Here is a 17091-nt window from a genome sequence, read left to right on the forward strand (position 1 = left end):
TTGGCATGGACTTCCCCTCCTGTTGGCGTTGATGTAGTTCGACACTCCATCATGGCACTTCGATGCCGACTCGCGGCTTCCGCCGCAGCCTCGGGACGGGGAAGTCCCTTTCATTCGGATAGGTCCGGATCGCTCGTAACTGACAACGACACCGCGCTCGAACAGCAGCTCTTCAATATCACGCAGGCTCAGTTGGAACCGGAAATACCACCGAACCGCGAGACTAATGACTGCCGCCGGGAACCGGTGGCCGTGATAAAGCGATTTTCTTTTCTTCATCGTGTCATCTTGCGTGACTACCTCGCCAACGTGACAGTGCCCCCGCAACCACTTGTTATCGTAACGGCCCTTACTCGCCCTGAGTCCACTATCGCGACACAGCCATGGATAAACTTAACAGTCATCTTCTCATGAACTATCACACAGACAGTTACGACCAGCCCAACCATTTGTGCTTTCCGTCACTAAGCTTTGGGCAGCGGTTGGCGCGCCCCTTTTTCACGAGGACAGCGTGGCGTGATCAAGCTGTCGACCACGCAGAACCGAAATCGAAACCAAGAGGTCTTTTCGGCCCGTTAGGAATTGATTCTTACCTCATGGGCAGTGCAGCATAAGGATGGTCACGTGAATAAGGTAATGCAGTCTCCTCGCGCTGCGGTACCACCCCAATTAACCCTCGTCGTGGGCGTGGTATTCCGACTGGTCCATCTAGGCATCTATTGCGTTGAAGGTCCCGACGCGATGTTCCAAGAGACGTTCAATAAGATCTGCTGCGACGACCTTGCAGTCGACATTGAGCGAGAGTGGCTTCAAGAAGGCGACTTGGTGGTCAGTCTGTGCCGTGTTGAAAAAGCATTTGAAGTGTTAGGGAAAGCTGGCTTCAGGAGCGCGGACGCCGTCGTCACGATGCAACGTTACTTTGGCATCGAGCATGCGAAGGCCCGGCATTACGTACCTGCTGGGTGAGCCGCTCGACGTCCAGGTCGCGCTGATGCAACGCCACGCGAGTCCCGGCGTGCGCCTCCTGCTCCGCGCAAAGGGCGGCGGTCGCGCCAGAGAGCTGCTCCCGCACCGTGGCCAGCTCAGCGCCGAGCCTTGCGATTTCGGACTGCGCCTGCTGCCGCTGCCGGGCCGCAGCGGCGGCCTGCTGGTCGACGAGGGCTTGTGCTTCTTCATGCAGGCGGGCCGCGAGCCGGGCCGCCAGATCCTGGATCGCGTCCGAGAGCGACCCGGCGTGTGTCAGTGACGCGCCCTCATCTTCTTCCAGTTCCCTCAGGTAGCGGTGGATCGTGGTTTTCGAGCCCGTGTTGCCGAGCGCGATACGTATCGCGTCGATCGATGCGTGCTGCCCCTGTGCGAGCAACGCGTCGCGGGCGCGCTTCACGTCCATGCGCGTAAGACCGGTGCGGGCCATCTGCTTCCTCGCTCGAATATCGTACTGTATTACGTACCATGTATATACGTATCGCTGAACGCGGTCAAGGGCGGCCGGATGTGGGTGTGGCTGGCATGCGATAAAGGCGCATTATCCAGTGTGATGGTCCGAATCCGGGTGGTTCCGCCGCACAACCGGTACGAAACATGGAAATTGACGATCTCCAGGGGATTGCTGGTCAAATCGGGATGTCGCAACCCGGAGCGTGGACCACAAGCGTTTGATGTGTATAATTCAATTGTTTTATACACATTTACGAGGCGCGCCATGCGTACCAATATCGAGATCGACGACCGGTTGATGGCCGAAGCGCTTGCCGCAACGGGCATCCGGACCAAACGTGAAGCGGTCGAGCTTGGCCTGAAAACGATCATCCGGCTCAAGCAGCAGGAGCAGATTCGCCAGTTCCGCGGCAAATTACCGTGGGAAGGCGACCTGGATGCCATGAGGCGCGACCAGTGATACTCGTCGATTCAAGCGTGTGGATCGACTACTTCCGGGGGCTGGCTTCACCCCAAGCCAGCCGACTGGATGCCCTGCTGGGCCGGGAGGTGCTGGTCACCGGCGACCTGATCGTCGCCGAGGTGCTACAGGGATTTGCCGCCGAGTCGGCGTTCAATACTGCCCGGCAGCTGATGACGACGCGATTCGATGTCGTCTCGCTGGTGGGGCCGGATAACGCCATTCAGGCGGCCCGGAATTACCGCATCTTGCGAGCGCAGGGCGTAACGATCCGCAAAACCATCGATACGCTGATCGCGACGTGGTGCATTGAAAACGGTGCGCCGCTGCTCTTCAGCGACCGGGATTTCGATCCGTTCGTCGAGCACCTCGGTCTTCAGTCTGCAATGCGCGACGACTAACGTGCCGGTGACAGCAAACAGCAAGAAACGATACGGAATACGAATTCACCACCGGTTTCAGGCCAACTGGAGCTGGATATCTTCTCCGGGCGTGCGGACCTGATAGCCCATTGCCCGGTACCAGCACGTTCCGCCCCTGCCCGTACTGTTCATGTACAGCCGCCGCGATCATCTGCGTGCGCGGGGTGTCCTGCGCGAGCTGAGCGAACACCGCCTGGATTGGCGCGTCGGCCGCGACGTCCACTGCGGAGGTGAGCCTTTGCGGGAAGACCTCGAGCATCTGGGGCGCGCTGGCCGGGGATTTCGCCGCATGCCGGATCGGCCCGCACAGCATGAACATCACCGGTTGCTGGCTGTCGCGCCGCACGGGCGTCGCCGTCAGACCCAGCACGTAACGGGCATGGACGGCCTTGAGCACCGCCTCGAAGGAATCCGCCGAGACGTGGTGACATTCGTCGACAATGACATGGCCGTAACGCCGCAACAGCTCGCCGCGGGCACCATCGGGTGCCACGGATTGCAGCATCGCGACATCGATCCGGCCCGTCGCCTTCGACTTGCCACCGCCGATCGTGCCGATCGCGCGCGCGTCGAGTGCGAGAAACGACTGCAGGCGCTCGCACCACTGGTCAAGCAGCTCCCGGCGGTGCACAAGCACGAGCGTGTTGACGCCACGCTGCGCGATCATCGCGGCCGCCGTCACGGTCTTGCCGAACGCCGTCGGCGCATGCAGGATGCCGGTGTCGTGTCGCAGCAGGTCGGTGACGGCCGCCTGCTGGTCATCGCGCAACGTGCCGGCAAACGGAACTGCAAGCGGCTCGCCGGTGCAGCGCTCGTCGCGGATGTCGCAGGCGATGTCGTTATCGCGCAGTAGCGTCACGACGTCGTCAAGGCATCCGCGCGGCAATGCAATGTGGCGCGGGCAGTTCTCGGCGCGCCCAATGATGCGTGGCTTGTCCCATACGCTGAAGCCGCGCGCCTGGGCCCGGTAGAACTCCGGATTCTGGAAGGCGGCCAGCCGGATGAGCCGGTTGAGCAGTGCCTGCGGAAGCTGCGCCTTTTCAAGATAGAGCTGGTTCGCGAGCGTCAGTGTGAGCGATGCCGGCATCGTTCCGGCCAGCCGCTTCGGCTGCGCGGGTGGCGGCTTCCACGGTTCGGCCTGATCCTCCTCGGCGATGAACGCGACGTCGAGCGGGTGCGCACCGCCCGTGGCGCGAAAGATCACCCCCTCGATGTCGCGGCTGTCCATGGTTTGCACGGACGCGAGATACGACCACTGATCAGCGTACGGCTGAAAGCCGTCATCGACAAACACGCTCCAACCATGCTCGCGCGGGTGCTTCTGCAGCGGCAGGGCAATGAGGTTACCGAAGCCGCCTTTGGGCAGCACGTCCTGGTTCGGGAAGAGCCGGTCATAGGACGTCAGTTCGAGCTGACGGGTCCGGGTACAGGTGTGGCTGATGATGGCTGAGCCCATCCGTCGCGCGTCACGTGCAGCAACGGCCGACGAGAAGAAGATCCACGCGTGAGCGCCGTTGCCTGAACGCGAGATTTCGAGCGATACGGGCACGTCCATCTCGAGGCAGGATTGCCGGAATGCCTGCGCATCTTCACGCCAGCCTTCCTCGTCGAAGTCGACAGCGAGCAGGTAGCAGGTGCCGTCCGGCATTAGTGGATAGAGGCCCACTGTGCGATCGCCGGCCAGGTGCGTATAGACGACCTGGTCGTCCAGCGTCAGCAGTACACGATGCCCGCAGTCGGCACACCGGATGCGGGGCTTTCTGCCCGCGAGCGCTGACATGATCGCGCGGTACCTTGCCGATCACGCAGAAACCCTGTCTATCAATACCCTGCGCTCGCGGCTTGCAGCGCTCGCGCAATGGCATCAGACGCAGGGTTTTCCGGATCCGACGAAGGCACCGCATGTACGCAAGGTTCTCAGAGGCATCGTTGCGCTGCATCCCGCAACCGAGAAGCGGGCGAAGCCCATGCAGCTCGCGCAGCTCGAAAAGCTCACAGCCTGGCTCGATGAGCAGATCGCCAGGGAAGCAGACGAGCGCGAGCGCCTCGCGTGCATTCGCAACCCAATCAGGTGTTCACCTCGGACATCACGTGCATCTGAGCCGCAAAGGCAGTTGCTGGGATAACGCACCGACGGAAAGTTTCTTCAACAGCCTGAAGAACGAGCGCCTGCATGACACGAGGTATCGCACGCATCGCGAAGCCGTGGCGGACGTTCGAATATTTCGAAGAGTTTTATAACCGCAGTCGTCGTCACTCATCGCTTGGCTTCGCGTCGCCATCCCAGGTCATGCAAGACTGGCTTGTGGCTCAGCGGACAAGAGGTGCGGCTGCATAACCCGGGCCTCTGGAAGGCGAAAAACCGGGGGAATCTCACGTGACACTGTCAATCAGCATTGCCCTCGACCCGAAACATCCCATCCCATTCACTCCGTCCTCCATGCCAGCCGGTCGAACGGCGACTCGGATACCCCAAAGACCGAGACCACTGGGTCTTCTGCTATTAACTGATAAACCCGCTGTAGCGTTGGAAATCCTTCTGGAATCGAAAAGACAGCTTTCGCCTCATCCGAGGCAGGCCGTGCTTGTAAAAGCAATCTTGAGCTTTCGACGGAAATTCCACGGTCATGTAGCAACTCACCAACCGACTTCCTATCCAGCTCGTCAACAATATCATCGCCAAAGCATTGCGACACGTATAGAGTGTCAAACACAATCGGCATTGTAGCAATCGACGTCAACGTTCTGACACAGCAAATGGGTTCAATTGGAACATCAAATTCTCTGAATACGAAGCTTGAGAGCTCTTCTCGTGTTACGGAAACTATCGTGGTCTGTGGCTCAATAACAGGGGGCTGCCGACCGACAGAACGCGTAAGCGAAAAACCAAAATCAAGGATGAATCGTCGCTTCTCCCTCACAAAGATTCCACGCCCGGGCACGCAGTCCACTATCCCAGTCGACCGGAGATCTTCTATTGCGCGACCTACAGTTGTCACACTGACACCGAAACTATCGGCGAGCTCGCAGATCGACGGCAGTCGTTCGCCCACGGCATACTCCTGCTCTGCCACACGCCGCGTTATCTCGTGCCGAATTTTTTCGTGTAGTCGCTTTGCTATCATTTTTTCACTCAGAAAAACTCCACAAAACATGCAAACCTTAATCGCGGTCGCTCGTAAACTTATCATATGTTCTGTTCCACTGAACCAATGAAACTGCACTAACCTGATAGACGTCTATTGCGTTTCCACTGGGTGGTAGATCGCATTGAGTACTTCGACCGTGGCAAGCTGGACAAGCTTGTCCTCCAGCGCCGGCACGCCCAGCGGGCGTTTGCTGCCGTCGGCTTTGTCGAAGTACACGCGTCTGATAGGCTGGGGCCGGTAAGCCCCTCGGGCGAGCCGGTCGGACAGGTCCAGAAGCCGGCCTTCAAGGTCCAGTCCGTACGACTGCCACGTCTCGCCGTCCACCCCGGCAGCCCCTTGCGCTCCCGCCCGAAGTAAGCTGCCCGCAAGCGGTCGACCGCGTAGATGTGATGCAACAGGGTGGTCAGCTTTACACCCGGTCGGCCTTTGGCCGTCTGTCGTATGCCGTCGAGCGCCGTTCCCATGTCACAAGACCGCCCCAATCTGCGGGATGTGCGCGCTGCGACTGCATTGCCCTTGGCCTGCTGCCTTTCCTCCATCCACCTTCATATCAACCAAATTGATTCGCACGAGCGACAACTCGCTCGACGGGATAAGGGTCGTCCGCTCCGCGCAGCGTTTGGTCTCAGTGTTGTCCGTTCCTCGTTTCAATGTTTACCGCTTCCCTCCGATGACCACGTCGGAAGCTATTTCAAGAGCCTCCTAGACATCATGTATGGACCTGCCGCACCTCAAGTTACGCGGATTAAGCTTGAGGTGGGCTACACCGCGGCTCAGAGCCGCATTGAGGGGGCAGGTCATGAACAAGTTTAGCAAGTACGTGGGCCTGGATGTACATCAGGAAACGGTTGCAGTGGCGGTCGCCGACACGGCTGGCGAAGTGCGGTATGTGGGCGAGATTGTGAACACACCTGAGGCCATTGCGAAACTGGTCGCACAGCTCAAGCGGGGCACAGGACGGCTTGCGTTCTGCTACGAAGCCGGCCCCTGTGGCTACACCATTTGCCGACAGCTGCGGGAACTCAAGCAGGACTGCCAGGTCGTGGCGCCGTCGCTGATTCCGAAGAAGCCGGGCGAGCGCGTGAAGACCGACCGGCGCGATGCCCTGAGCCTGGCGCGCCTGTATCGCGCCGGTGAGTTGAGCCCCGTGTGGATTCCGGATCAGGCACAGGAGGCGCTGCGCGATCTGACCCGTGCGCGTGAGGACATGAAGCATCTGCAACGCCAGGCCAAGCAACGGCTGCTGTCATTTCTGGCGCGGCATGGCCATCGCTACACGGGCCGCTCCAGATGGACGCAAGCGCATTGGCGCTGGCTGGAAGGCATCAGGTTCGCCCGGCCGGAGCAACAGATCGTCCTGCAGGAATATATCGACACAGTGCTTGTTCTGTCCCAGAAATAACTTTGCATAGCCGAGCCACTTTCTGGAAAATTGAATCGGCAGTCGCGGTCCATACGAACGGTCGGCCGTGTTGGTTGTACTGCGCGATATATCACTCGATGCTGGTGATGAGTTGACGCACGTTCTTGAACGACCCTCGACGGATCGCCTGCTGTGTAATCAGGCCAAACCAGCGTTCGACCTGATTCAGCCAGCTTGAGTAAGTCGGCGTGAAGTGTATGTGGTAGCGCGTATGCCTGGCCAGCCACGCCCTGACCTTGGGATGCTTGTGTGTCGCATAGTTATCGACGATCAGATGCACATCGAGATCGGCAGGCACCGCCTGATCCACATGCCTGAGAAACGCCATGAATTCCTTATGTCGGTGGCGCGGCTTACATTGCACAATAACTTCACCGGTTGCCGTATCGAGCGCGGCGAACAGAGTGGTGGTGCCGTGCCGGACGTAATCATGTGTCACTCCTTCGAGATAGCCCAACCCAATCGGCAACATCGGCTGCGTACGCTCCAGCGCCTGACACTGGCTCTTCTCGTCGACGCATAGCACCAGGGCATTGGTCGGCGGACTCAGGTGCAGGCCGACGATATTGCGCACCTTCTCCACGAAGTAGGGATCATTAGACAGCTTGGAGCTTTTTGACCGATGAGGCTGTACGCCGAACAACGACAGATATCGGGCCACCGAACTCTTCGAAATCCCTGTCTGCGCAGCAGCGGAGCGCACGCTCCAGTGCGTTGCCCCGTCCGGCTTCTCATGCAGCATCCTCGCAAGCAATTCCGCGACTGCTTCATCATCATGCGTGCGAGGCCGGCCTGGACGGGCTTCATCATGCAGACCGGCAAGTCCGTGGGCAACAAAGCGCTTCTTCCAGTGCGTAATTGCAGGCGGTGTTACTTCGCACTGCGTCGCAATTTCTTGACCGGTATGACCGTCAGCGGCCATCAAGATAATCTTTGCCCGGCGCACGAGAGAGTGAGGCAGCGAACGCGAGCGGCTCATTGAGAAAAATTGCTCTCGCTCCAGCTCCGACACGACAAGCTCGATTCCTTTGCGTCCCATGATCGCCCCCAACTCACCGTGATTCGATCATAGACCAATCTGAATTTACGTTAAGTCATTTCTGGGACGAAATATTAGGCTTGGGCCGAGACAAGAAACGCTCAGTCAAAAGCCAGTTGAAGGCAATCACTTTTCTGGTGTAATTTCATATTCAAAAATATTCTGAATACCAATCGGGCCGCAGTAGGTTAGTCCTGTATCTCTGAAGCCAAAGCCTAGGTACATGCGTTTAGCTACCACATTCCGCGCATTGACGGCAAGCATTAAACGGTCGACATTTGGGCGATTGGACGCGATCCACCCAATAGCTAGTTCTGCCGCAGCTTTACCGTACCCCTTACCTTGGTATGATAGGCCCACCCGCAGGCTGTGCATCGTCATAGCGTCCGGATTCGCCCATTCTGGCACTGCGGCCTTTTCTCGAAGGACAAAAAAACCTACAACATCGTCATGCGCTACGACTGAAAAACAATGCTCGAATTCCGAATTTTGGCTTTGCCTCAGTTCTGAAAACACTACGTACAACGGGTCGACATATTGACATTGATCGGCATCCAGCCTGAGGTGCGCGACGGTAGCACTGTCGAGACACGACAATTCTAACAGCCTGGCATCGCCTGCCACAATGTGGGAGGTCGGTGCGGTGCAAAAGGATTGTTCTGAGGCACTGGCGACTGCTTGTGAGACTTCCAGTTTTTGCTGTCGAGAGACAAGCTCGGGCCTCTCTTCTTCAATGACACGAGAAAGAACCTCGTCAAGTGTTCGTCTCCCCCACGCATAACACGACCAACCGCTCAACACCTCCGTGGGTGCCTCCACAGTTACCGGTGCCTCCCGCACATAAGAAGACGTAATGGACAAAGACGAAAGCCAGTCGCCTTCATAGTTATAAATAGTATCGACATAGCGGTGTCCCTCATCTGGAAAAATCGCCACAACGTTTTTCCCGGGGTTCTTCCTGGACCACCAATCTGCCACTCTATAGGCTGCGCCACTGGTCGGCCCCATAAATAGCCCATGTTCTCGATGTAGTTGATGAGTTGCATGAAACACTTCTGCAGGCGTCAGCCAGTGAACCTCGTCAAACTGCCGATGATCCACGTTGGAAGGCACAATTTCCCCCCCGAGCCCACTAAGATCCCCCAAATCTCCGCAGGGCTGTCCGAACAAAACAGAATGTGGCATATCCACGCCAATAGCGTGTAACTCAGGGAATGGCACTCTTAAAAATCTAGTAGTGCCTGACATCGACCCACCGGAACCAACTGGCCCCACCAGGCAGTCGACCTTCACAAGTTTTTGGATCAGTAGTTCCGCGAACTTACCGTAGGCCAGTGGATTGCCGGTGTTAGAATATTGAGACGGCCAGAAGCTGCCAGGGATTTCCTTCAGATATTTAGCCAACCTATTTAGCCTAGCCTGTTGTAGCCCCCCTTGTGGTGCCGGATCGTTCACAACTTCTACGTGTGCACCAAGCTCTACAAGGCGGCTTTTAAGGTGACGATCGATTGCCCAATCGCTTACCAATATGAGTTTATAGCCATACTGAACGGCTAACATGGCTAACGCTAGACCAAATGTACCAGAGGAGGACTCGCAGATGGTGGCACCCGGTTTGAGCAGCCCCTCCGACACAGCTTGTTCGAGTATGAACCGCGCCGGAAGCAGCTTCATCAGAAAGAAGCTTGCCCCATAAAAATTAGCATCCAGCCTGACGATCCGTGGATTTTCGAAATCCTCAAGGTTTCGCATAATATTTCGATTCATCATCCTTTTATTCCCAGTGTTTTTATCACTTCGCGATAACAGTAGCTTCAAATCCTGAACACACTAATTCACGGGTAGCCAAATACATGTTCTCCGCAGTTCTTTCGCTCGCCGGATCGAACATCACGCCAATAACCGTTCCGCTGTGTGCTATCTGTAGTCCAACTGAACCATATTTTCGCCCAATTTCTTCAATATCGCGTAGACGTGGCTTTCGTAAAAATCGCTGATTAAGCCAAGTGCTTGCTGTCGCGACGCGGCCGAGCAATTTTATATCGGATGTATCAATCCCTTTACGCAATAGAGCTCGAATCGGTCGAAAGTTCTCGACCTCTTCTAAGTTGTACTGGGGCAATTCCATATCAAGCGTGTTGACAGTCTGTTCGGTATCCGCAGTCACACTTATAAAGTCAATCGGAGGAATCGGTCTCCTGAATGCTTCAAGAACAAATCCATCTCGTTGCGCAAATAGTACCGCCTGCTGCGAGAATATTGTTGAATCACATGCCGACTCAGCGCTTACTGCAATTTGCATAACATCGCTAGGCGGCAGCTCGATATCAAGCGATTCAAGAACTGCCAAGATGCTGGCCACTACATCAGCTGTGGATGACCCCATACCACGCGCAACAGGGATATTGCTCGTAAGCCCAAGTACCCCCCCCACCCTCGCAGCCGAGAACCGCTCAAGCGTGATTTCTGCGGCGCGTTTGGCTTTTTCGCAACGGCTTGGAAAAACGTCTACTTCTCGCTTGTTCTCGTTCGGCAGGAACTCTGCCCTTGACTTGAGACTCCGGTAAGGCATGGAGACTAAACCACGCCACAGCAAACCATCATCGTCTTCAAACATTCCCTGGAGGAGCTCCCCGTGGTGTCCTGCGGCCTCGCCACTCCCTTGTTTCCGGTGCATATTTTCTATCTCCTTTGGCTCTGGTTCAAGAAATTCCAGTACGAATACTGGGAGAGTTTCATACGCGGCAACGGGGCGGTCTGCAACTCCTGGTAGTCTGCTGAGATACAGCTCACCAGCTCGAGTAACCTCCCAAGAACTGCCGCATCTGTCTGGTCCGTATCGAATTGATACCGACCGTCTTGCCCCTGTCTCTGCGTACGCTCGCTTCGAACCGAATACCACACCTGCACCAGCAGCGCACGAATCAGTTTGTCCTTGGCGCTGCACGGCAACTGCACTTCGGATGACTCGCGTACAAGCGTGCGAACACCCGGCCCATGCGCTTGCGCGCATCATTCCGCCAGATACGAATCGGCCGCAAGGGGTGGCTCGTAGCCTCAAAGTCATCCAGCGCTGCCATTGTGAACATCGCTTTGGCGTTGCCATCTGCTCCACGGATCGTTTCAGTCTTCAACAGCCCGCTAGGTCGATTCGCATACAAGATGCATGCCTGCAAAAATGAGACCGCCGACGGTCAAAGTGATTGCACAACCACGCAATCAATTGAACGAATTCCTACAGCCGACGTCATCTAGATAACAAACGGGACAGCACGGGCTGTCGTTTCGGGATTCAGAGATGGCTTCGCATTTCGATGTTTCATGGTCGAATGTCCGAAGCTGTTAGCGCCGATGTACTGCCCCCCGGGGGTGCGGACGAAAACTTGGACTACCTAGACGTAGTTCATGTACTCGTATGAAGAGCGTCTTCGAGCGGTTCGGCTTTATCTAAAATTGGAAAAGCGCCTCGGGGCGACCATCGGGCAGTTGGGTTAGCCGCCGCGAGGCGCGCTGCGTTCGACGCACGCAGCATTAGCGAATTCGTGCGCGGATCAGCCTGCACCAAGACCTTCAGCGTCGCATCCACATTGCCGATCGCCCCAGGGTCAAGCATCTTGGGTCATCTGGGTCGCAACGTCGAGCGAATTCGCGTTCTTCAGGTATGCTACCTGCACCTGCTGGCCAGCCGCAGAATCTACGCCCTCGATGATCTGCTCGATGCGGCGGATGTTATCCGCATAGTCAGTGACGACGATCGTATTATTTGATGGATAAGCGGCAACCATATTACTCGGCGAAATGAGCGGACGCAGCACCGGCAGGAGGTTGATCGCCGATTCGTTTCTAGAGAATGTTAGATCCTTTGGATATTGGGCACAGCATGGACGAGCATGAGCATGGCAAAGACGACGAAATGCAGACCGGCCAAGGTTTCAGGCAGGCGCTCGTAGTCTCTTGCCAGTCGGCGGAAACGGTTGAGCGCAGCCGAAGCTGCGCTCAACCACCCAGCGGCGTGGCAGCAACCCTTGTCCGCGCCCAGTGTGATGTCTGCGCTGGCATCGTCTGCCGCTTGCCGTGCGTCGTGGATCATGATCTTAGCCGCTTCACGCTCAGCATGTTCGTCGGCGCGTGTCACGCGCGCATTGACCACCAGACCGTGCCGGTTATCGGTCAGCGTACGGCCCATTACCCCAATTCGCTGGCCGTTTTGCCTTTGCGATAGAATTGCGCATCGGGGTCGGTCCTGGACTGATGTGTCTCGTTGCTGCGTTTCTTCCTGCTCGACGATGATATTCAGATACTTCGACTGACAGATCTTGGTCGGCGTCTCGCGCCCGGCGTCGATAGCCTCAAGCGCAGCGAGATTCGCCCCATTCTTGTCGATCGTTACCACCTCGGGTTCGCCGCTGCGCTCGATCGACTTTTCGAAGTGGCGCTTCGGGGCAGCCTTGTCAAGGTGGGCGCGCAGCAGGAAATCGATCATCTTCCGCTTTGTCCACGGCCCGGTACAGTACTTCCACTGTCCCTTGACCTTGATATACGTATCATCCACGCGTCGGCTCCTGCCGACTGCGCGCTTGCGACGTCGAAATGCCTTTCCGGAGCGGGCAGCAACTTGATCGCCCATCGGTGCACGGTTGAATGGTCGACATCGATGCCACGTTCAGCCATCATCTCTTCCAGATTTCGCCGGCTCAGCCCATATGCCACATGGCGTCGGTCTTTATGTGCCGACGCATGACTTCAGACATGCTGCCCTCCACTGACGTGCAACTCTGCTCCGTTGATGTACGACGAGGCCTCAGTGCAGAGGAAGTAGATTACTCGTGCGACTTCGGCCGGATCTCCGAGACGACGCATAGGAATACCGTGATCCACGATCTCCTCAGTGCCGGGCGACAGGATCGAGGTATCAATTTCGCCCGGCGCAATAGCGTTGACGCGTACGCCCTCGGGGCCAAACTCGTGTGCCATTTCTCGTGTTAGAGCTGCGAGCGCAGCCTTTGAAGCTGCGTACGCAGTACCCGCGAAAGGATGAACCTTCACCCCGGCGATCGATGTTACGTTGGCAATCGCTCCTTTTGCTCGGACCAATTCTGGGAACAGCGATCGCGCCAGTAATGCGTTGGATACCAAATTCACGTTAAGAACAGTCATCCATGTCTGAATATCGCTGTTGAGAATTCCGAGGCGCGATCTGTTCTCGCCTTTAGGCGAGATTCCAGCATTGTTGACGAGCGCATGTAGTTGTCCATCAGGTAGCCGTCGCCTGACTTCCAAAGCGATCCGGTCGATGTTATCGAGGTCCGCGAGGTCTGCTTGGATGTGCGTTTCACGCGCCGCAGGCCACTTGCAACTGTCCGAGAACGGTCGCCGTGAGACAGTGAACACCTCCCAGTTGTTTTCCTGAAAAAGCTTAACTGTGGCATGACCGATACCGCGGCTGGCGCCGGTCAACAGCATATAACGATTAACTTGGCCCATCTGTGCAGTTCCAATTTGGATAGATCGTTGCTTGCGATCGCTTGCATTGGGGCGCGCCGCTCTGCGTGCGGTGAGGCGAACCTGCACGAGTTGTGGCGCGGCAATCTGGATGAGAGGAACAGCGCGTCAGTTAGATCGTCGAAGTCGTGACTGCCGCGCAGAAGGAACGCATCACGCACCCGTAGTTGAACACCTTCTGTAACAGCAACGTCGGCGGCGGCCACGGCTCAGATGCTGCAATACAAATGCCCGACTGCTCATCCGTCAATGTTGTGGGGATCGCCTGCCGGCCATGTTTTGCAGCCATTCTCGTATCCGCAAAGCCTTGACTTTAATCCGACCGCCCTCGCCAACCCCGCGAGCCAGTCCCGACGGGGCACGCAAGCAAATTCCGCCCTTTCGGAAAACCCGCAATCAGTTGTTTATCTTTTCCATACACAATCCTTATCGGGAAAATGTTAATTAACCTAAGCTCTGCGGGTCGTCGTACTACCCACCTACCTAACACGGCACGTTACGCGACTCTCTGTGCAACTACCAGAAGAAAGGCGTCAAATGCATTGATACCAACACTAAGCGTCATTGAAGGGTTGTGTCGCATTAGTGCGGGGGCGCTAGAATGCGCGTCTGACGAACCGGTTCTGACCCGATGATCAAGAAGGCACCCACGAACGGCCCTTGCCAAGGAATTGCGAAGGTTCTGAAGCGACTGCACTATCCGCTCGCTGCGCAGAACATCGACGATGCGCGCGTTCGTCATGCCGGTCCTTCGCAGATATTCATTTGCGATGCGAATCAGTGTTATCCAAACAATTGATTTTGTAGTTCGAGGCGAGATGCCGCATAGTCGCTTCCTGCGACGCGCGGCACAGCTTCCGACTATCCGTGCCGGAAAGAGAACTTTCCCGATATGCCCCGATGCAAGCGACGCTATCGGAGCGGATATCCATCTTAACGTCAAAATCAATTTTCTACGGGAGCGGATACGAGAACAACCATAGGAGCCGTGGCAATGACTGTATCGATCGTGATAGTGGGTGCCGGCTTTTGTGGGACGATGACGGCCACATGGCTACTATCGGATCAAACCGTAAAGCCCCTCCCTATCGATCGCACGGGTCGACAGCTTTAGCATTTCGCGCGGTATTGGTCGATTTTCGATATCAAATAAGAAAAAATGGACAACCGAAGAGTCGTCGTCACCGGTCTTGGTGCCATTTCCCCGGTCGGGATTGGCGTCGAGGAAAATTGGTCGAATGTCATTGCCGGCCGCAGCGGAATCGGCCGGGTCACCTTTTTCGATACGACCGATTTCCCGGCGCAAATCGCTGGCGAAGTCAAGGGGTTCGACGCAACTCGCTTCATTTCGGAAAAAGAGGTCCGCCATATGGATCGCTTCATCCAACTCGGTGTCGTGGCCGGCATGGAAGCATTCGTCGACAGCGGCCTCACAGTGACCGAAGCAAATGCCTCCCGGATCGGCGTTCATGTCGGGTCCGGAACCGGCGGCGTACAGACCCTCGTCGACACTGCCTTCACGATCAGGGACAAAGGGCCGCGGCGGGTGTCCCCATTTTACGTGCCCTCATCCATCATCAACATGATCGCGGGGCATCTCTCGATCCGGTACGGGCTCAAGGGACCGAATCTCGCCATGGCGACGGCGTGCTCGACCGCCACTCATGCGATCGGAGACGCCGCCCGGCTGATCGAGTATGGTGACGCCGATGTCATGATTGCAGGGGCAGCAGAGGCGGCGATCACCGAGAGCAGCCTCGCGGGCTTTGGCCGGGCCAAGGCGCTCTCGACGCGCAACGAAAGTCCCGAGACAGCGAGCCGCCCGTGGGACGCGGAGCGCGACGGCTTCGTGCTAGGTGAAGGAGCGGGCATCATCGTGCTCGAGGAGATGAAGCACGCGCGCCAGCGCGGCGCACGGATTTACGCGGAATTGGCCGGATTCGGACTGAGCGGTGACGCATTCCATATTACTAGCCCGTCGGAAGACGGGGAAGGCGCGGCCCGCTGCATACGCAATGCCTTGCGCAATGCACGCGTCGCGGCCGACAGCGTGCAATACATCAATGCGCACGGCACTTCGACGCCGCTCGGCGACCGCGCGGAATCGCTCGCGCTGAAGGCAGCCTTCGGCTCGCACGCCAAGGACCTCGCGATCAGCTCGACAAAATCAGTGACCGGGCACCTGCTTGCCGCTGCGGGTGGTGTCGAGGCCGTCTACACCGCGCTCACCGTGCACCACCAGATTGCGCCGCCGACCGCCAACTTGACAAAGCCCGACCCGGAATGCGACCTCGACTATGTACCCCTCGTAGCTCGACGCATGCCGATTGATGTTGCCATTTCAAATTCGTTCGGGTTCGGCGGCACCAACGGCACGCTAGTATTCCGCCGGATCGAGTGAATGGCTAGGACAGAGGAATCTGCCAAGTTCGCGAAGCAGATCTTGAAGGCACGTCAACGTAAAGAATCTCTATTGGTCGGAGATAGCAGCACGCCTGCCCAGTTTGAACCACCCCGGAAATGTGGGGTAGTCGGACTGGCTTGCGAGTCCGCTGCGTGCCGGCTTGCTATCACCGGGCCAGACGGCGAGTCCAACCCGTTATCGCGTGTGTGATCGAGCGGTAACTCGGCAGACCGCCGATGTGACCGGGCCTCGCCCTCCTGTCTCAAGCGACACCGCAAGCACGAATGGCTCTGAAACCGTTGTGTATGCTGGTCCGGCGCCGCATGATTCTCTTCCATGAGTTCGGGTCAACGTACAGATTTTATGCGCCGCCAGGTCGTCGAGCAAGCGAGCTCGTGGAGCAGGCAGGCGCCGGCGTGCAGGCGTTGAACGCGCAGGCGGTCGAACTGGAGGATTCAGTGTCGGTGTTCAACGTGTCGGCGGGCGCAGGGGTGAGCAATCCCTGAAACTGGAGAATAAAAGCTTCTACGAAGCCGCGTTTTGTTGCGTGGCCCTGTCCATCTCACTGATGCCGGTGTTGACATACTTGATGCCGACGCTTTGCTCTTCAGACGCCAGGAAATCTCGCTGACGATATCCGCGACACACCTGATCGCATCCTTGACTTGCCCTATCGTTGTTCCTGCGTCGGCCGCCTGGCTTGCCCCATGCTCCACGACCGCCACGGGGTCACCAATAAGCGACTTAATTTCCTTGGCCGCCGTGGCCGAATGCTGTGCGAGATTGCGTACCTCACTTGCCACAACCACAAAGCCGCGCCCCTGTTCGCCCGCCCGGGCAGCTTCCACCGCCGCATTGAGCGCCAGAATATTGGTCTGGAAGGCGATACCTTCGATTACACCCGTGATCTCAGCAATTCTGGCAGAACTGCCACTGATTTTCTCGATGGTACCAATCATGGTTGACACCACGTCGTTGCCACGTTCTGCCAGATCGGTCGCGTTCAAGGCAAGCGTGCTCGCCTGAATAGCATTGTCAGCGTTGTTTCGAACCGTCTCGGTGAGCTGCGCCATCTTGATGCGGTTTTCTAAAGGGATGCAGCGTGCTTTTCGGTACGCGCGGACAGATTTAGATAGCGTCAAGCAGGATGGCCGGTTTACCGACAATCATTTTGGCCGGTCGACCGGGGTGATTGTCGGTGGTTATTCGGTCATGGTTGTCGCTCCTTCCTGATGATTGTCGCTGGATGATTGTC

Annotated in this window: 14 protein-coding genes and 9 pseudogenes; 7 read left to right on the forward strand and 16 right to left on the reverse strand. The window is 57.2% G+C overall.

Translation table 11 applies throughout. The features are described from left to right. Window positions 1-279: pseudogene (locus tag AB4Y36_RS39900) on the reverse strand (IS6 family transposase); the annotation flags it as partial. 622 nt (window positions 280-901) lie between these two features. Further along, window positions 902-1414: a DNA-binding protein gene (locus tag AB4Y36_RS39905; RefSeq protein WP_368685888.1), complete on the reverse strand. Its 513-nt coding sequence runs from the start codon at window positions 1412-1414 to the stop codon at window positions 902-904. A gap of 288 nt (window positions 1415-1702) precedes the next feature. Here AB4Y36_RS39905 and AB4Y36_RS39910 point away from each other — a divergent pair, with 288 nt between their 5' ends. Beyond that, window positions 1703-1897: a type II toxin-antitoxin system VapB family antitoxin gene (locus AB4Y36_RS39910; protein ID WP_028215418.1), complete on the forward strand. Its 195-nt coding sequence runs from the start codon at window positions 1703-1705 to the stop codon at window positions 1895-1897. Continuing rightward, on the forward strand, window positions 1894-2298 hold the full coding sequence (locus AB4Y36_RS39915) for a PIN domain nuclease (RefSeq protein WP_027820332.1): 405 nt from the start codon (window positions 1894-1896) through the stop codon (window positions 2296-2298). Before AB4Y36_RS39910 ends, AB4Y36_RS39915 begins: the two co-directional genes overlap by 4 nt. Here the strand turns inward: AB4Y36_RS39915 and AB4Y36_RS39920 are convergent. After that, a complete protein-coding gene (locus AB4Y36_RS39920; RefSeq protein ID WP_368662002.1) occupies window positions 2231-4099 on the reverse strand; it encodes a DEAD/DEAH box helicase family protein in 1869 nt (622 codons plus the stop codon). The genes AB4Y36_RS39915 and AB4Y36_RS39920 overlap by 68 nt on opposite strands. Here AB4Y36_RS39920 and AB4Y36_RS39925 point away from each other — a divergent pair. Together AB4Y36_RS39925 and AB4Y36_RS39930 are read left to right on the forward strand one after the other, a co-directional pair. Next, the gene (locus tag AB4Y36_RS39925; protein ID WP_069268839.1) at window positions 4098-4445 is read left to right on the forward strand and encodes a hypothetical protein; all 348 of its coding nucleotides are present in this window, start codon (window positions 4098-4100) and stop codon (window positions 4443-4445) included. The genes AB4Y36_RS39920 and AB4Y36_RS39925 overlap by 2 nt on opposite strands. Beyond that, a pseudogene (locus AB4Y36_RS39930) lies at window positions 4417-4657 on the forward strand (integrase core domain-containing protein); the annotation flags it as partial. The gene AB4Y36_RS39925 and the pseudogene AB4Y36_RS39930, both read left to right, overlap by 29 nt. Window positions 4658-4745: 88 nt before the next feature. Here the strand turns inward: AB4Y36_RS39930 and AB4Y36_RS39935 are convergent. Both AB4Y36_RS39935 and AB4Y36_RS39940 read right to left on the reverse strand, forming a co-directional pair. Beyond that, window positions 4746-5474 (reverse strand): GntR family transcriptional regulator, encoded by a 729-nt coding sequence (locus tag AB4Y36_RS39935; protein ID WP_368685890.1) that lies wholly within the window; start codon window positions 5472-5474, stop codon window positions 4746-4748. Between the two features lie 84 nt (window positions 5475-5558). Further along, on the reverse strand, window positions 5559-5792 hold the full coding sequence (locus tag AB4Y36_RS39940; RefSeq protein ID WP_368662001.1) for a hypothetical protein: 234 nt from the start codon (window positions 5790-5792) through the stop codon (window positions 5559-5561). Window positions 5793-6267: 475 nt separating this feature from the next. Between AB4Y36_RS39940 and AB4Y36_RS39945 the strand changes: the two genes are divergently transcribed. Then, a complete protein-coding gene (locus AB4Y36_RS39945) occupies window positions 6268-6870 on the forward strand; it encodes a transposase (RefSeq protein ID WP_368685889.1) in 603 nt (200 codons plus the stop codon). Here AB4Y36_RS39945 and AB4Y36_RS39950 read toward each other — a convergent pair. The 10 genes and pseudogenes from AB4Y36_RS39950 to AB4Y36_RS39995 all read right to left on the reverse strand — a co-directional run bounded on the left by AB4Y36_RS39950 (window position 6794) and on the right by AB4Y36_RS39995 (window position 13721). Continuing rightward, window positions 6794-7930 (reverse strand): annotated as a pseudogene (locus AB4Y36_RS39950) (IS630 family transposase). The gene AB4Y36_RS39945 and the pseudogene AB4Y36_RS39950 overlap by 77 nt on opposite strands. A 126-nt stretch (window positions 7931-8056) precedes the next feature. Continuing rightward, the gene (locus AB4Y36_RS39955) at window positions 8057-9700 is read right to left on the reverse strand and encodes a pyridoxal-phosphate dependent enzyme (protein WP_083245641.1); all 1644 of its coding nucleotides are present in this window, start codon (window positions 9698-9700) and stop codon (window positions 8057-8059) included. A gap of 22 nt (window positions 9701-9722) precedes the next feature. Further along, window positions 9723-10547 carry a GHMP kinase gene (locus tag AB4Y36_RS39960; RefSeq protein WP_368661999.1) on the reverse strand — a complete coding sequence of 275 codons (825 nt, stop codon included), beginning with the start codon at window positions 10545-10547 and terminating at the stop codon, window positions 9723-9725. Window positions 10548-10807: 260 nt separating this feature from the next. Continuing rightward, window positions 10808-11049 (reverse strand): annotated as a pseudogene (locus tag AB4Y36_RS39965) (IS5/IS1182 family transposase); the annotation flags it as partial. A gap of 374 nt (window positions 11050-11423) precedes the next feature. After that, window positions 11424-11775, reverse strand: a pseudogene (locus AB4Y36_RS39970) (secretin N-terminal domain-containing protein); the annotation flags it as partial. A gap of 8 nt (window positions 11776-11783) precedes the next feature. After that, a pseudogene (locus tag AB4Y36_RS39975) lies at window positions 11784-11964 on the reverse strand (transposase); the annotation flags it as partial. Further along, window positions 11952-12205: pseudogene (locus AB4Y36_RS39980) on the reverse strand (IS5/IS1182 family transposase); the annotation flags it as partial. The pseudogenes AB4Y36_RS39980 and AB4Y36_RS39975, both read right to left, overlap by 13 nt. Further along, window positions 12204-12649: pseudogene (locus tag AB4Y36_RS39985) on the reverse strand (transposase); the annotation flags it as partial. The pseudogenes AB4Y36_RS39985 and AB4Y36_RS39980, both read right to left, overlap by 2 nt. A gap of 24 nt (window positions 12650-12673) precedes the next feature. Further along, window positions 12674-13414, reverse strand: a complete 741-nt coding sequence (locus tag AB4Y36_RS39990) for an SDR family NAD(P)-dependent oxidoreductase (RefSeq protein ID WP_368661998.1) — start codon at window positions 13412-13414, stop codon at window positions 12674-12676. A 130-nt stretch (window positions 13415-13544) separates the two neighbouring features. After that, complete coding sequence (locus AB4Y36_RS39995) at window positions 13545-13721, reverse strand: hypothetical protein (RefSeq protein WP_176733000.1); 177 nt, start codon at window positions 13719-13721, stop codon at window positions 13545-13547. An 870-nt stretch (window positions 13722-14591) separates the two neighbouring features. Between AB4Y36_RS39995 and fabF the strand changes: the two genes are divergently transcribed. Continuing rightward, a complete protein-coding gene (gene fabF / locus AB4Y36_RS40000) occupies window positions 14592-15833 on the forward strand; it encodes a beta-ketoacyl-ACP synthase II (protein ID WP_069268843.1) in 1242 nt (413 codons plus the stop codon). A 287-nt stretch (window positions 15834-16120) separates the two neighbouring features. Beyond that, window positions 16121-16342 carry a hypothetical protein gene (locus tag AB4Y36_RS40005; RefSeq protein ID WP_368661997.1) on the forward strand — a complete coding sequence of 74 codons (222 nt, stop codon included), beginning with the start codon at window positions 16121-16123 and terminating at the stop codon, window positions 16340-16342. Window positions 16343-16367: 25 nt separating this feature from the next. On the opposite strand, the pseudogene AB4Y36_RS40010 reads toward AB4Y36_RS40005, so the two are convergent. Further along, window positions 16368-16965, reverse strand: a pseudogene (locus tag AB4Y36_RS40010) (methyl-accepting chemotaxis protein); the annotation flags it as partial. Between the last annotated feature and the right edge of the window lie 126 nt (window positions 16966-17091).

It is taken from the genome of Paraburkholderia sp. BR10936 (genome assembly GCF_040965735.1).
Classification (GTDB): Bacteria; Pseudomonadota; Gammaproteobacteria; order Burkholderiales; family Burkholderiaceae; genus Paraburkholderia; species Paraburkholderia nodosa_A.